This is a genomic window from Herbaspirillum sp. WTB6 (assembly GCF_057457785.1).
Window position 1 is genome coordinate 810,426 of record NZ_CP176522.1, and the last position, 14,266, is coordinate 824,691.

General features: G+C 63.2%; 12 protein-coding genes. 8 read left to right on the forward strand and 4 right to left on the reverse strand.

Annotated features, from left to right (window positions below; genetic code table 11):
* The first annotated feature begins 8 nt into the window (after positions 1-8).
* Positions 9-896: a drug/metabolite exporter YedA gene (gene yedA / locus ACK2VC_RS03700; protein WP_486732249.1), complete on the forward strand. Its 888-nt coding sequence runs from the start codon at positions 9-11 to the stop codon at positions 894-896.
* Positions 897-1,051: 155 nt separating this feature from the next.
* Complete coding sequence (locus ACK2VC_RS03705; protein ID WP_486732250.1) at positions 1,052-2,110, forward strand: NAD(P)-dependent alcohol dehydrogenase; 1,059 nt, start codon at positions 1,052-1,054, stop codon at positions 2,108-2,110.
* Between the two features lie 51 nt (positions 2,111-2,161).
* On the opposite strand, the gene ACK2VC_RS03710 is transcribed toward ACK2VC_RS03705, so the two are convergent.
* Both ACK2VC_RS03710 and ACK2VC_RS03715 read right to left on the reverse strand, forming a co-directional pair.
* Complete coding sequence (locus ACK2VC_RS03710; protein WP_486732251.1) at positions 2,162-2,812, reverse strand: TetR/AcrR family transcriptional regulator; 651 nt, start codon at positions 2,810-2,812, stop codon at positions 2,162-2,164.
* Between the two features lie 95 nt (positions 2,813-2,907).
* The gene (locus ACK2VC_RS03715; RefSeq protein ID WP_486732252.1) at positions 2,908-3,738 is read right to left on the reverse strand and encodes an enoyl-CoA hydratase-related protein; all 831 of its coding nucleotides are present in this window, start codon (positions 3,736-3,738) and stop codon (positions 2,908-2,910) included.
* A gap of 306 nt (positions 3,739-4,044) precedes the next feature.
* Between ACK2VC_RS03715 and ACK2VC_RS03720 the strand changes: the two genes are divergently transcribed.
* The 6 genes from ACK2VC_RS03720 to ACK2VC_RS03745 all read left to right on the forward strand — a co-directional run bounded on the left by ACK2VC_RS03720 (position 4,045) and on the right by ACK2VC_RS03745 (position 10,814).
* On the forward strand, positions 4,045-4,938 hold the full coding sequence (locus ACK2VC_RS03720) for a branched-chain amino acid ABC transporter permease (RefSeq protein ID WP_486732253.1): 894 nt from the start codon (positions 4,045-4,047) through the stop codon (positions 4,936-4,938).
* A gap of 25 nt (positions 4,939-4,963) precedes the next feature.
* Entirely contained in the window at positions 4,964-6,040 is a 1,077-nt protein-coding gene (locus tag ACK2VC_RS03725) for a branched-chain amino acid ABC transporter permease (RefSeq protein WP_486732254.1), read from the forward strand.
* Complete coding sequence (locus tag ACK2VC_RS03730; RefSeq protein WP_486732255.1) at positions 6,037-6,807, forward strand: ABC transporter ATP-binding protein; 771 nt, start codon at positions 6,037-6,039, stop codon at positions 6,805-6,807. The genes ACK2VC_RS03725 and ACK2VC_RS03730 overlap by 4 nt, the downstream gene beginning before the upstream one ends.
* A complete protein-coding gene (locus ACK2VC_RS03735; protein ID WP_486732256.1) occupies positions 6,804-7,577 on the forward strand; it encodes an ABC transporter ATP-binding protein in 774 nt (257 codons plus the stop codon). Before ACK2VC_RS03730 ends, ACK2VC_RS03735 begins: the two co-directional genes overlap by 4 nt.
* A 57-nt stretch (positions 7,578-7,634) precedes the next feature.
* Positions 7,635-9,497 carry an AMP-dependent synthetase/ligase gene (locus ACK2VC_RS03740; protein ID WP_486732257.1) on the forward strand — a complete coding sequence of 621 codons (1,863 nt, stop codon included), beginning with the start codon at positions 7,635-7,637 and terminating at the stop codon, positions 9,495-9,497.
* 138 nt (positions 9,498-9,635) lie between these two features.
* On the forward strand, positions 9,636-10,814 hold the full coding sequence (locus tag ACK2VC_RS03745) for an ABC transporter substrate-binding protein (RefSeq protein ID WP_486732258.1): 1,179 nt from the start codon (positions 9,636-9,638) through the stop codon (positions 10,812-10,814).
* 436 nt (positions 10,815-11,250) lie between these two features.
* On the opposite strand, the gene ACK2VC_RS03750 is transcribed toward ACK2VC_RS03745, so the two are convergent.
* Together ACK2VC_RS03750 and ACK2VC_RS03755 are read right to left on the reverse strand one after the other, a co-directional pair.
* Positions 11,251-12,609: a saccharopine dehydrogenase family protein gene (locus ACK2VC_RS03750; protein ID WP_486732259.1), complete on the reverse strand. Its 1,359-nt coding sequence runs from the start codon at positions 12,607-12,609 to the stop codon at positions 11,251-11,253.
* A gap of 37 nt (positions 12,610-12,646) precedes the next feature.
* Positions 12,647-13,750, reverse strand: coding sequence for a carboxynorspermidine decarboxylase (locus ACK2VC_RS03755; protein ID WP_486732260.1), 1,104 nt, complete (start codon positions 13,748-13,750; stop codon positions 12,647-12,649).
* Between the last annotated feature and the right edge of the window lie 516 nt (positions 13,751-14,266).

Here is a 14,266-nt window from a genome sequence, read left to right on the forward strand (position 1 = left end):
ACGTCGCCATGCGCCACCTGCCCCGCTTTGTCCTGATTGCCCTGCTGATCGTCTACGTGGTCTGGGGCTCTACCTATTTTGCGATCCGCATCGGCCTCGAATCGTTTCCGCCACTGTTGATGATCGCGCTGCGCTTCCTGGTGGCTGGCCTGTTGCTGTTCGGCGCGCTGAAGTGGCGCGGCATTGCCAGCCCGACACTGGCGCAATGGCGCGACGGCGGCATCGTCGGCGTGCTGCTGCTGGCTGGCGGCACCGGTTTTGTAGCGATCGCCGAGCAGACCGTGGCGTCCGGCCTGACCGCGGTGTTCATCGCCATCACGCCCTTGCTGTTCGCGCTGTGGTCGGGCTGGTTCGGCCACTGGCCGACGCGCCGCGAATGGGTCGGCATCGGCATCGGCTTCGCCGGCGTACTGCTCCTGGCCAGCGGCGCCGGCCTGTCCGGCTCGCCGCTCGGCGCGCTGACGCTGCTGTGCGCGGTCACCTGCTGGTCGCTCGGTTCGGTGCTGTCGCAGAAAAAACTGAAAGTGGCGCCCGGGCCGATGGGCTTCGCCAGCGAAATGATCGTCGGCGGCGGCTTTCTGCTGGCCGTCGGCTTGCTAAAAGGCGAGACGCTGTCGTCCGCCATGCTGGCGCAAGCCAGCTGGCAGGCGTGGCTGGCCTGGTTCTACCTGATCACGATCGGCTCGCTGGTCGGATTCTCGGCCTATATGTACACACTGGCGCGGGTCTCACCGGCGCTGGCGTCGAGCTATGCCTATGTCAACCCGGTGATCGCGGTCGCGCTCGGCGTCTGGCTCGGCGGCGAGACCATCAGCGCGCGCGAAGTGCTGGCGATGGCGGTGATTCTGGCCAGCGTGATGCTGCTGACCACCGCGCCGCGCCAGGCGGCCGCATGACTTAGCTTGGGCGGCGGCTTGTCGCACCGCGCATCGGGCGCGCCGCTTTGGTGTATAAACAAATCGAGGTTCCCCCGATTTTCCGCTGCCGCCGCGCACGCCGCGCCTGGAGCCGGCCGCAGCGCAGCGCCCCTTCACCCATTCAAGGAGATCCCATGCAGCCATCCTTTGGCTACGCCGCTACCGACGCCGCACAGCCGCTGACACCCTATCATTTCGAGCGGCGCGAGCCCGGAGCGCACGACGTGCAAATCGAGATTCTGTATTGCGGCGTCTGTCATTCGGATTTGCATGCTGCCCGCAACGAGTGGGGCGGCACCGTTTATCCGCTGGTGCCGGGCCATGAAATCATCGGCCGGATAACCCGTGTCGGCGCCGAGGTCACGCGTTTCCGTGCCGGCCAGATGGCCGGCGTCGGCTGCATGGTCGATTCCTGCCAGCACTGCGGCAGTTGCGCGGAAGGGCTGGAGCAATACTGCGAAAACGGCTTCACGGGCACCTATGGTGGCACCGAGAAGGAGAGCGGGCAGCCGACCCATGGCGGCTATTCCAGCAATATCGTGGTCAACGAAAAATTCGTGCTGCGCGTGCCCGACGCGCTCGACCCGGCGGCCGCCGCGCCCTTGCTGTGCGCCGGCATCACCACCTATTCGCCGCTGCGCCACTGGAAAGTCGGCCGCGGCCAGAAGGTCGGCATCGTCGGCCTCGGCGGGCTGGGCCACATGGGGGTCAAGCTGGCGCACGCGATGGGGGCGCAGGTAGTGCTGTTTACCACGTCGCCGGACAAGCAGGCGGATGCGCTGCGGCTCGGCGCCGACCAGGTCGTCATCTCCAGAAATGCCGAAGAGATGGCGGCCCATAAGAACAGTTTCGACTTCATCCTGAACACCGTGGCGGCGCCGCACAATCTGGATGCCTTCCTGGCGCTGCTGAAACGCGACGGCACGATGACCATGGTCGGTGCGCCGGCCACGCCGCATCCTTCGCCGCGCGTCTTCAACCTGATCTTGAAGCGCCGGCATCTGGCCGGCTCGCTGATCGGCGGCATCGCGGAAACCCAGGAAATGCTGGATTTTTGCGCCGCGCATGGCATCGCCGCCGACATCGAACTGATTCCGATCCAGCAGATCAACCAAGCCTATGAGCGCATGCTGAAAAGCGATGTGAAATACCGCTTCGTGATCGACATGGCGTCGTTGCAGCAGCAAGAGTAGCCGGCAAACCCGGGCGGCCAGGTTGCCCCCGCGGCCGCCCCTGGCCGCTCTCTAGTCGCCGAGGAAAAACTCGACGATCTGATCCGCCAGTTGATCCAGGCTCAAGCCCTTGCCCGGCTTGTACCATTGCATGCAGTAGTGGATCGCGCCCAGCAGCAGCAGGCGCGTCACCTTGCTGTCGCTCTTGATCAGCTTGGCCTTCTTCAGCAAGCCGAGCACCTGTTGCCAGCGCTTGTCGTAGTGATCCTTCAAGCCGATGATGCGCGCCTGCAGTTCGGGGCTGAGCGCGCGCCAGTCGTACAGCAGTACGGGAATGAAATCCTGGCCTTCGCCGAGTACGGTTTCCAGGTGCGAGCGCACCAGCGTGCGGAATTTTTCCCGTGGCGGCAAGTCGCTGGTCACGATGCGCTCGGTTTCCGCCAGGCCGGCCACCAGGCCCTCTTCCATCACCGCCGCCAGGATTTCCTGCTTGCTCTTGAAGTGGTAGAAAGGGCTGCCGGAACGCATGCCAACCGCGTTCGCGATGTCGCGCACCGTGGTGCCGTCAAACCCCTTTTCACGAAACAGGCGGGCCGAGCCGCGTATCAGGTCGGCCCGGCGATTGCCTTCGTCGTCGCTGGCGGTCGCCAATGGTTGCGCGCGCGCACGGCGCTTGACCGAAGCAACGGCGGACGAAGTGTTTTTTTTGGGTGCGGGATTCATTCAGGGACGCAATTATAGCGGCCGGCCGGCGCTGGCGTCGGCACGGCAACCGCGCCGCGCTTGCGGCCGCGCCTGCCCACCGATGCCGGGTGTGTTCATTTTTGCCCGAAATGCGGTGTGCGCTTTTGCAGGAAGGCGCTGACGCCTTCGGCAAAATCGGACGTTTGCGTCGCTTGCGCGAAATGTTCGATTTCGTCATACAACTGCTGCGCCAGCGGCGTCGATTCGGATTGATGGATCAGGCGCTTGATCCGCACCTGCGAACCGTGGGCACCGGCCAGCAGGCGCGCCACCAGTTGCTCGCTCGCAGCGCGCAACTGCGCGGCCGGCACCACCTGGTTGACCAGGCCGGCTGCGAGCGCGGTGTCGGCATCGAAGCTATCCGACAGCAGCAGCCATTCCAGCGCCTTGCGCGCCCCCACCAGGCGCGGCAAGAACCAGCTGTTGCCGACGTCCGGACTGGCGCCGATGCGCGCATAGGCCAGGTTGAATTGGGTGTCCTGGGCGGCGATCACCAGATCGGCGGCGCTCATCATGCCGACGCTGCCGCCCGCCACCGCGCCGTGCACCGCCGCCACCACGATTGCCCGTAGCGCGCGCAGGCGCAGGATCGCCGGGTTCAGCACGCGCCCGATTTCGCGCAGTTGGTCAGCGGCATCGGCGGCGCCCGGACGAAAGCTGGCGATGTCGCCGCCGCCGCCGAATATCGGCCCCTCGGCGCGCAACAGCACCACCCTGACCTCGGGGTTGGCGGCCAGCCGCTCGGTGGCCTCGCCGAACGCGGTGATCTGCTCCATGCTCATGACATTGACGGCGCCCGGATTACCGAGCACGATCGTCGCCAGGCCGTCGGCGATCTGCAAGTCCAGCGTCATGCCGTTCTCCCGCCGCACCGGAATCCATTGCTGCTGATGGATAGGCGCCATATCCTGGCTGGCGACCCGCCGCCAGCCGACACCTTCGATACCGGGTGAATCTGCTTCTGCATGGCGTCTCCTCGAACGGCCGCGGCAGATACGATGCGCAACGGCTCATGTAATCGGCTCCGGCAGGCACCGGCATTTGGCCATCCTAGGCCGATACCACATAAAAAGCAACCGCTTGGTTGTTCTTCGAAAACAAACTTGCTACACTGGCTCGCAACTTCCCGGAGACTGTGATAGCTTCCGGCTGCAAGCAAACCATCAATAAAAAAGCAAAACATCCAGGCAGCACGACTGCACGGAGGAGACATGCAAGCATTGCAGATCGCGTTGAGCGGGGTCGCGCAAGGTTGTATCTACGGCCTGATCGCGCTCGGCTTCGTACTGATCTACAAGGCCACCGAAACCGTCAACTTCGCCCAGGGCGAGTTGATGATGCTGGGAGCTTTTCTCGGGCTGACCGGCACCACCATTCTGGGCTTGCCGTTCTGGCTCTCGATCGCCGGCGCCATGGGGGTCATGTTCCTGTTCGGCGCCATCCTGGAGCGTAGCCTGTTGCGCCCGCTGCTGGGGCAGCCCGCGTTCACGGTGGTGATGGTAACCATCGGCTTCGGCTATCTGGCGCGTGGCGCGGTCACCATGATTCCGGGCTGGGGAACCGACACGCATAGCATGCCGGTCCCCTACAAGGATCAGGTCTTGCGCTTTGCCTTGTCGGGTTCCGGGCAACCGCGGGTGGTCAGCATGGAGCACGTCGCCATCATCGCCGCCACCGCCCTGCTGTGTGCGCTGCTGTTCCTGTTCTTCAAGTTCACCCGGATCGGCATCGCGATGCAGGCAGCCTCGCAAAACCAGCTGGCGGCGTTTTACATGGGCATCCCGGTGCGCCGCCTGAACGCGCTGGTGTGGGGCATCAGCGCCGCCGTCGCCACCTGCGCCGGCATCCTGCTGGCGCCAATTACCTTCATCCATTCCAACATGGGCTTCATCGGCATGAAGGCGTTTCCGGCCGCCGTAGTCGGCGGCTTTGGCAGCATTCCCGGCGCCATCGTCGGCGGCCTGACCATCGGCGTGGTGGAATCCTTCTCCGGCTTCTATCTGCCGGAAGGCTTCAAGGATGTCGCGGCCTACATCGTGGTACTGCTGATGCTGGCGATCCGGCCGAATGGCCTGTTCGGCGAAAAATTGCGCAAGCGCGTGTAATTGCACCAGAGAGAAGCGAGGGCAAATGCGTTTTCTGTTCAAGACCGATTACGACCAGGATGTCCGCCTGTTGAAGCACGCGGGCATGCGCTTCTGGTATGGCGTGCTGGGTGTCCTGCTGCTGGCCGCGCCCTTCATCCTGCCGGAATATTTTCTGTCGCAACTGGTGTTCGTGCTGATCTATGCGATCGTCGGCCTCGGCCTGATGCTGCTGTCCGGCTACACCGGGCAAATCTCGATCGGCCACGCGGCCTTTCTTGCGGTCGGCGCCTATACCGAAGCGTACCTGCAAAGCCGGGGCTGGCCGTTCGCGCTATCGCTCGCTGCGGCGGCCCTGCTGTCGGCGGCCACCGGCGTGATCGTCGGCCTGCCGGCGCTGCGCACCAAGGGCATGTACCTGGCGATCGCGACTCTCGCCTTCGGCTTCATCGTCGAGGAAATCCTGGCGCGCTGGGAGAGCGTCACCGGCGGCAACTCCGGCATCCAGGTCGGTAAGATCGACCTGTTCGGCCTTGCCATCGACAGCGAGGAACGCTTTTATTATCTGGCGCTGGCGATCACGGTCGGCGTCACGCTGCTGGCGCTGAACCTGCTGCGCAGCCCGACCGGACGCGCCTTCGTCGCGGTGCGCGATTCGGAAATTTCGGCGCAGAGCATGGGCATCAACCTGGCGCGCTACAAGACCATCGCCTTTGCGCTTTCCGCGGCGCTGGCCGGAATCGGCGGCGCCCTGTACGCGCACAAGATCAGTTTCATTTCACCCGACCAGTTCACCTTCGTGCAGTCGATCGAGCTGCTGATGATGATCGTGATCGGCGGCATCGGCTTCCTGCACGGGGCGTTTTTCGGCGCCGCCTTCTGGGTCGTGGCGCAGCAGTTGATCGTGCTGGCCAAGGATTACCTGCCGGAGGGGATTGCACAGCAAACCGGTTTACAACCCACCATCTTTGGATTGATCCTGGTCGCCTTCGTGCTGTTCGAGCCGCTCGGCCTGTATGGCAGGTGGCTCAAGATCCGCACCTATTTCGAACTGTTCCCGTTCTATCGGCGCGGCATGTTCAAGCGGCAGAAAACCTACATGAAATCGGAGCGCCTGAAATGAGCGCGCCCATGCTGCAGGCAGAGCGCCTGACCGTGCGCTTCGGCGGCCTGACTGCCGTCAACCAGGTCAGCTTCGAGGTGCGCGAAGGCGAGATCTTCACGCTGATCGGGCCGAACGGCGCCGGCAAGACCACCACCTTCAACCTGATCAGCGGCCTGTACCGGCCCAGCAGCGGCAGCATCCGCTTTCGCGGCGAGACCATTTCGCATTTGCCGCCGGACCGGATCGCGGCCAAGGGTATCGCCCGCACCTTCCAGAATATCGAACTGTTCGAGCACGCCACCGTGCTGCAGAACCTGTTGATCGGCCGTCACACGCGGCGCAGCACCAAGCTGTGGCAGGAGTTGCTGTTCACCCCGGCCACGCGCCGTGCCGAGCTGGCGTTTCGCGACGAGATCGAAAAGGTGATCGACCTGCTCGATTTGCAGCACTACCGCGACAGCCTGGTGGCCGGCCTGCCGTATGGCGCGCGCAAGGTGGTGGAACTGGCGCGCGCGCTGTGCATGCAGCCGCAACTGCTGCTGCTGGACGAGCCTTCATCCGGCCTGAACACCGAGGAAACCGACGACATGGCGTTCTGGATCGAAGACATCCGCAACCTGGGCGTGACCATCGTCATGGTCGAGCACGACATGACGCTGGTCGGGCGCGTCTCCGACCGCGTGCTGGCGCTCAACTACGGTGAAGTGCTGGCCACCGGCAGCGCCGCCGAGGTGCAGGCCGACCCGGCCGTGATCGAAGCCTACCTGGGCGGGGTGAGCGCATGAGCGACGCCATCCTGCAACTGAACAACGTCGAAAGCAGCTACGGCCCGGTGAAGGCGATCCGCGGCGTCAGCCTGCAAGTCAAGGAGGGGAGCATCGCCACCGTGCTGGGTTCCAACGGGGCCGGCAAGTCGACCATCCTGAAAACCATTTCCGGCATCATCGACCCGCAAAAGGGCTCGATCCTGTTCCAGGGCGATGCGATCCAGAAAAAGGACCCGGCGCAGATCGTGCGGCGCGGCATCGTCCACGTGCCGGAAGGACGCGAAGTGTTTCCGCTGTTGTCGGTGTACGACAACCTGCTGATGGGCGGCTTCACCCGTAGCGACAAGGATGGCGTGGCGCGCGACATCGAAGCCGCCTACGCCTTTTTCCCGATCCTGAAGGAGCGCGCGAAACAGGAAGCCGGTCTCTTGTCCGGCGGCCAGCAGCAAATGCTGGCCATCGCGCGCGGCCTGATGGCGCAGCCGAAGCTGATGCTGCTGGACGAGCCAAGCCTGGGCCTGTCGCCGAAGCTGACCGGAGAGATTTTCGAAATCATTCGCCGCATCAATCGCGAGCGCGGCACCACCATCCTCCTAGTCGAGCAGAACGCGCTGGTGGCATTGAATTATGCCGACTACGGCTATGTGCTGGAAGTCGGCCGCATCGTAATGGAGGATACCTGCGCCGCGCTGCGCGAAAAGGACGACATCAAGGAGTTCTATCTCGGCCTGAAAGACTCCGGTGTGCGCGGCCACCGGCGCTGGAAGCGCAAGAAGAACTGGCGTTGAACCACTTGTGGAAAGTAGCGGCGCGCAGCCGCGCCTGATCGATTACTTCTGGATGCCATGACACCAAGCCAGCACCCTGCCTCGCGCAACGACATCGTCATCCCGGGCGACACCATCGCCCGCATGTTCTGGAACGCCGCTCAGCAGCGCGGCGAGCGGATCTGCCTGCGGCAAAAGGAATTCGGCATCTGGCAAAGCGTCAGCTATGCGCAAATGGCGACCATCGTGCGCGAAGTGGGCCAGGGTTTGATCGCCTGTGGTTTCGAGCCGGGCGAATGCGTTTCGATTCTGGCCAATACCGTCAAGGAATGGCTGTTCGCCGATCTGGGCGCCTTGTGCGCCGGCGGCGTCTCGAACGGCATCTATCCGACCGACGCCGCTGCGCAGGTCGAATACCTGATGCAGGACTCGGGCTCGGTCTATATCTTCGTCGAAGACGAGGAACAACTCGACAAGGTGCTGGAAGTGCGCACGCGGCTGCCGCTGCTGCGTAAGATCATCGTGTTCGACATGGAAGGCTTGCGCGATCTTGACGACAGCCAGGTCATGAGCCTGGACCAGTTGCGCGCCCTCGGGCGCGCGCGCGAAGCGGCCAGTCCGCAGCACGCAGCCGAATGGGAACAGCGCATCGACAGCCGCTCGCCGCAGGATCTGGCGATCCTGATCTACACCTCGGGCACCACCGGCAAGCCGAAAGGCGCGATGCTATCGCACCGCAACATCATCGCCGCGCTGCACGGCTTCAACACCGTGCTGGCGCAACATGAAGACGATGAGCGCATGTGCTTTCTGCCACTGTGCCACGTCGCCGAGCGCCTGGCGGGCGCGTACTTCTCGCTGTACACCGGCTCGCGCTTGAACTTCGTCGAAAACCCGGAGACGATTCCGGAAAACGTGCGCGAAATCGCGCCGACCGTGTTTCTGGCGGTACCGCGCATCTGGGAAAAATTCTATTCCGGCGTCACCATCGCCGTCTCCGAAGGAACCCGCCTGGAACAGTTCGCGTACAGGACGGCGCTCGCCATCGGCCGCAAGGCCGCCGCCCACCTGGAACAAGGCCAAGCCCCCCCGATGCCGCTGGCAGCCCTGTTCTGGCTGGCGCGGGTACTGGTGCTGAACAATGTGCGCAAATCGATCGGCATCCACCGCTGCCGCTACGTGGCCACCGGCGCGGCGCCGATCTCGCCCGACCTGATCCGCTGGTACCTGGCGCTGGGCGTGCCGATGCTGGAAGTGTGGGGCATGACCGAATCGTCCGGCGGCGGCACCGCCAACCGGCCGTCCCTCATCAAGCCCGGCATGATCGGGCCGGCGGCACCGTTCAACGAAGTGCGGGTGGACGAACAAACCGGCGAGCTGCTGGTGCGCGGCGACAACGTCTTCATGGGCTACATCAACCAGCCGGAAAAGACCGCCGAGACCATCGACGCCGACGGCTGGCTGCACACCGGCGACGTCGGCTGGGTCGATGCCGACGGCTACTTCAAGATCACCGATCGCATGAAGGACATCATCATCACCGCCGGCGGCAAGAACATCACGCCGTCGGAACTGGAAAACGAACTGAAGTTCTCGCCCTATATCACCGATGCGGTGGTGGTCGGCGACGCCCGCCCGTACCTGGTGTGCCTGATCATGATCGACCAGGACAACGTCGAGAAATACGCACAGGATCACGACATCCCGTTTTCCAACTACGCCAGCCTGTGCCGCGCGCCGCAGGTGCAGGCGCTGATCGAGGCCGAACTGCAACGGGTCAATCAAAAATTCGCGCGCGTCGAGCAGGTAAAGAAATTCCGCCTGATCGAGCAGAAGTTGACCGCGGAAGACGACGAGCTGACGCCGACAATGAAACTCAAGCGCAAATTCGTCCACCAGAAGTACAGCGATTTGATCGCATCCATGTACCGGGAAGCATGAAGCTGCGCCGGCCGACGAAGAAATGATTTCTTTTTATATTGATTCAAGGGAATGCCGCTTCGTTTCCACTATATTACGGATTGGCAAACCGATAACAGCGCACATCATCACCACCACGCGTATTCCAAAGGAGGCAATATGAAAACGTTGACACGCCGTATCTTCGCCCCCGCCGTACTGCTGGGCTTGCTGGCTTGCGCCGGCTTGGCGCAAGCCCAGACCCAGGGCGTCAGCAAGAATGAAATCGTGCTCGGCTCGATCCAGGATTTGTCGGGACCGATCGCCGGCTTCGGCAAGCAGGCCAGGAACGGCCTGATCATGCGGGTCGAGGAAATCAACGAGGCGGGCGGAGTGCAGGGACGCAAGATCAAGCTGTTGGTGGAGGACAGCGGCTACGATCCGAAAAAAGGCTTGCTGGCGGCGCAGAAGCTGGTGCAGCGCGACAAGATCTTCGCGATGATCGGCACCATCGGCACCGGCGTCGTGATGGCGACCTTGCCGACGCTGGCTGATAAAAACGTACCCAACCTGTTTCCATTGACCGCCGCGCGCGAAGTCTATGAACCGCTCAGCAAGCTTAAATTCGCCTTTGCCGCGCCGTACTACGACCAGGCCAGAAGCGGCGTCAAATTCATGCAAAAGGAACGCGGCGCGAAGAAATTCTGCATCATTTACCAGGATGACGATTTCGGCATGGAAATCCTGCGCGGCGCCGAGATCGGACTGAAGGACATCGGCCTCACCTTCACCGAAAAAACCAGCTACAAGCGCGGCGCCACCGATTTTTCGTCGCAAGTGGCGAAGATGAAGAATTCCGGCTGCGACACCGTGGTGATGGGCACCGTCATCCGCGAAACCATCGGCACCATCGGCGAAGCCCGCAAGAACGGCTGGAACCCGAACTTCATCGGCACCTCCGCCTCCTACACCGAGCTGATCCACAAGCTGGGCGGCAAGGCGATGGACGGCTTCTACTCGACCTTCCAGGTCGCGGTGCCGTACATGGATGATCCGTCGAAGAATGTGCGCGACTGGGGCACCAAGTACAAGGCCCGCTTCAACGAAGACCCGAGCGAATTTTCCGCCTACGGCTACTCGATGATGAGCATGTTCGCGCAGGCACTGGACAAGGCCGGCGCCAATCCAACCGTGGACAGCTTGGCCAATTCGCTGGAAACCATCAGCTTCAGCCGCGACATGTTTGGTAGCCCGGAATACAAGTTCAGCAAGACCAGTCACCTCGGCAATGCCAAGTCGCGCGTCGGCCAGATCCAGAACGGCCGATGGGCCGCGGTCACCGATTACCTGGATTACTAGGAAGCGCTCCCTCCTTGATCAAGCCCGCCTCGCGCGGGCTTTTTTTGTTCCTGGCATCGGGCTCACCGGGAAAAGCCGGTTGCCGCACCGGTTCAGCGCTCACGCCTTCCCATCCCTCGGCTAAAAATTCCATTCGACCTCCGCCCCGGCCGGATGCAGCCGGAACGAATGCAGCGAGGCAGAAACCGCCCCCGATATTCATAGAGTATGCGATAAAACTACAATAAATATCTACGAAAAACAGATAGCAGTATTGGAGTATATGAAGCGCCAGATGCGCTTCCGGCGCGCCTCATCGGTATGGCTTGCCAGGATGGATTCCCATCGTCTTGGCAATGATGTCCAGCATCACTTCACGGCGGCAAGGGCAATCGGCCGACCGCTGCCGGCAAGCGCCGCTCCGCCCGGAACCCACAAGGGAAACCTCAGCGGACCGTCATTGCGGGAAAGCGCTGTGCTGCCCGGCCGGCTGCGGCAGTTCGGCGCGGCGCGGCATCGGGACCTGGCCGAGCTGCTTGCGCGGCCAGGCGCCAGATGCAACGGCGCGGTTTCCTGCGGTAACCTCGAGCGCGCGGTCGCCCTGCTCGTCCTTGACCCGGGTCGGCAGCCCCAGACGCTCGAGCAGCGTCAGGAAGGGTCGCGGGTCGAGCTGCTCGACATTCGCCATGCAGCCGATATCCCACTGGCCGTCGGCGATCAGCATCGCGGCGGCCACCGCCGGCACGCCGGCGGTATACGAAATCGCCTGGCTGCCTACTTCCTGGAACGAAGCCTGGTGATCGCAGACGTTGTAGATGAATACCTCGCGCGGATGGCCGTCCTGGACGCCGCGCACCAGATTGCCAATGCAGGTCTGGCCGCTATAGTCCGGCGCCAGCGAAGCAGGATCGGGTAGCACCGCCTTGAGTACCTTCAGCGGCACCACCTCCAGGCCCTCGGCGGTACGCACCGGCTTTTCCGACAGCAGCCCCAGGTTCTTCAGCACGCGAAAGACGTTGATGTAGTGGTCGCCAAACCCCATCCAGAAACGGATATTGGGAACGTCCAGGTGCCGCGACAGCGAGTGCAGTTCGTCGTGCCCGGTCAGGTAGGTGGTCGAGCGGCCGACGGTCGGCAGCTCCCACTCCTGGCAGTGCTCGAACATCTGGTTGGCCTGCCACTGCCCCTGCTGCCAGGACCAGACGGTCGAGGTGAATTCGCGGAAGTTGATCTCGGGATCGAAGTTGGTCGCAAAGTAGCGGCCGTGGCTGCCGGCGTTGACGTCGATGATGTCGATCGAATCGACCCGGTCGAACCAGGTCTCGACCGCGTAACGGGCGTAGGCGTTGACCACGCCGGGATCGAAGCCGACGCCGAGCACGGCGGTGACGCCGGCCGCCTCGCAGGCTTCGCGGCGCTTCCATTCATGGTTGGCATACCACGGAGGGGCCTCGCACACCTTATCCGGGTCCTCGTGGATCGCGGTGTCCAGGTAGGCCGCGCCGCTTTCGACACATGCCTGCAGTACCGACATGTTCAGGAAGGCCGAGCCGACGTTGATGACGATCTGGCTGCGCGTGTCGCGGATCAGCGCCTTGGTGGCTTCGATATCCATGGCGTCGAGCGCATGCGCCGCCAGCTTGCCGGGACCTTGCAGGCCGCCCTTGGCGCGGATCGAATCGATGATGGCCCGGCACTTGGACAGCGTGCGCGAGGCGATGTGGATATCGCCCAGCAGGATGTTGTTCTGGGCGCACTTGTGGGCCACGACGTGGGCCACCCCGCCGGCGCCGATGATGAGGACATTACGTTTCATATCCCTGGGTCTCCAATCAAAATGAATCAACCTACGCTCAGGACAAGCTGTCCACGTAGTCCTGGAACGAGAATTCACGCACGACGCGCACCGTGCCATCCAGCTCGCGGATCGCAATCGAAGGCATGTGCACGCCGTTGAACCAGTTCTTTTTAACCATCGTGTAGCCACCGGCGTCCCGAATCGAAATGCGGTCCCCGACCTTCAACGGCTCGGGGAAACTGGACTCGCCGAACACGTCGCCGGCCAGGCAGGACTTGCCGCAGATCATGTAGCGGTACGGGCCCCGGTCCGGCACCGCCTTGGCTTCGAGCCGATAGATCAGCAGGTCCAGCATGTGCGCCTCGGTCGAGCTGTCGATCACCGCCAGCGCCTTACCGTTGTCCAGGATGTCGAGCACCGAGACCTCCAGCGTGGTGGTGTCGCCGATCACGGCCTCGCCCGGCTCCAGGTAAACCTGGACGCCATAGGTGTCGGCAAAATCGCGAAGCCGCCGGCAGAAATCGTCCAGCGGATAGCCGTCGGCCGTGAAGTGGATGCCGCCGCCCAGGCTGACCCAATCGACCTTGTACAGCAGGTGGCCGAAGCGCCGCTCGATCTGCGCCAGCATCTCCGAGAAGCGCTCGAAATCGCGGTTCTCGCAGTTGTTGTGAATCATGAAGCCGGCCAGGCGATCGACCACCGCCTCAATGCGCATCACATCCCACTCGCCGAGGCGGCTGAAGGGGCGCGCCGGATCGGCCAGGTCATAATGGGAGGCGCTGATGCGCGGATTCAGGCGCAGGCCGATTGGACGGCGCCGGCGCTCGGCATCGGCGGCAAAGCGCTCGAACTGCCCGATCGAATTGAAGATGATCTTGTCCGAGTGATCCAGCACTTCCTCGATCTCGTGGTCGGCGAAGGCGACGCTGTAGGCGTGGGTCTCGCCGCCAAACTTGCGGTAACCCAGTTTCACCTCATGGAGCGACGACGAGGTGGTGCCGTCCATATACTCGCGCATCAGGTCGAACACCGACCAGGCGGCAAAGCACTTCAGCGCCAGCAGCACCCGGGCGCCCGAGTGTCGGCGCACGTACTGCACCGTTTCCAGCTTGCGCCGCAACAGCATCTTGTCGATCAGGTAATAGGGCGTTTGAATCATCGATAGCAAAAATCTTGGTGTCGCGGGTTGATCGGGCTTAAGGTCCTGGACGATCCGCCAGGCAAGAAAGTGGAGCAGGCATGCGCCGCCGCCGCCCGGTCGTCAAGCGGATCGGGAGGTTTGCCGGCGGCAAGCGCAGCGCTTGCCGTCAGATCGGTGTTCGAGCGGGACGGGAATCGTTGCTCGCCGCGCCTGGCAGGCGGCGCTGGGCGTGATGGAACAGACGGTTCGCCCACAGCCGGATGCACCGCACGGCGGCGGCGTGGCCTGGACCCGGCTCCCGCAGGAGCCGGACCGGGTACTCGCGACGCACCGGGTATGGTGCGTGCCGGCCCGCGCGCGGCGAGCCAGAAAAATCTTCCCCTTGGGCGGTGTTCAGAGATTCTGAGACGATCCCCAATCGGAAGAGGGCGTAAATTGACATTGCGCCATCCCCAACCAGTAGATGAAATAATCCGAAAACACGGAATCGGCGATGATAACCGACGTTGCAATTACATTCAAGTCAGTAGAGCG

What these genes read in the sequence shown, in the direction of transcription:
- ACK2VC_RS03735 (WP_486732256.1), top strand. Translation starts at nt 6,804, where the DNA reads ATGAGCGACGCCATCCTGCAACTGAACAACGTCGAAAGCAGCTACGGC.
- ACK2VC_RS03740 (WP_486732257.1), top strand. Translation starts at nt 7,635, where the DNA reads ATGACACCAAGCCAGCACCCTGCCTCGCGCAACGACATCGTCATCCCG.
- ACK2VC_RS03745 (WP_486732258.1), top strand. Translation starts at nt 9,636, where the DNA reads ATGAAAACGTTGACACGCCGTATCTTCGCCCCCGCCGTACTGCTGGGC.
- yedA (WP_486732249.1), top strand. Translation starts at nt 9, where the DNA reads ATGCGCCACCTGCCCCGCTTTGTCCTGATTGCCCTGCTGATCGTCTAC.
- ACK2VC_RS03750 (WP_486732259.1), bottom strand. Translation starts at nt 12,609, where the DNA reads ATGAAACGTAATGTCCTCATCATCGGCGCCGGCGGGGTGGCCCACGTC.
- ACK2VC_RS03710 (WP_486732251.1), bottom strand. Translation starts at nt 2,812, where the DNA reads ATGAATCCCGCACCCAAAAAAAACACTTCGTCCGCCGTTGCTTCGGTC.
- ACK2VC_RS03730 (WP_486732255.1), top strand. Translation starts at nt 6,037, where the DNA reads ATGAGCGCGCCCATGCTGCAGGCAGAGCGCCTGACCGTGCGCTTCGGC.
- ACK2VC_RS03705 (WP_486732250.1), top strand. Translation starts at nt 1,052, where the DNA reads ATGCAGCCATCCTTTGGCTACGCCGCTACCGACGCCGCACAGCCGCTG.
- ACK2VC_RS03725 (WP_486732254.1), top strand. Translation starts at nt 4,964, where the DNA reads ATGCGTTTTCTGTTCAAGACCGATTACGACCAGGATGTCCGCCTGTTG.
- ACK2VC_RS03720 (WP_486732253.1), top strand. Translation starts at nt 4,045, where the DNA reads ATGCAAGCATTGCAGATCGCGTTGAGCGGGGTCGCGCAAGGTTGTATC.
- ACK2VC_RS03755 (WP_486732260.1), bottom strand. Translation starts at nt 13,750, where the DNA reads ATGATTCAAACGCCCTATTACCTGATCGACAAGATGCTGTTGCGGCGC.
- ACK2VC_RS03715 (WP_486732252.1), bottom strand. Translation starts at nt 3,738, where the DNA reads ATGGCGCCTATCCATCAGCAGCAATGGATTCCGGTGCGGCGGGAGAAC.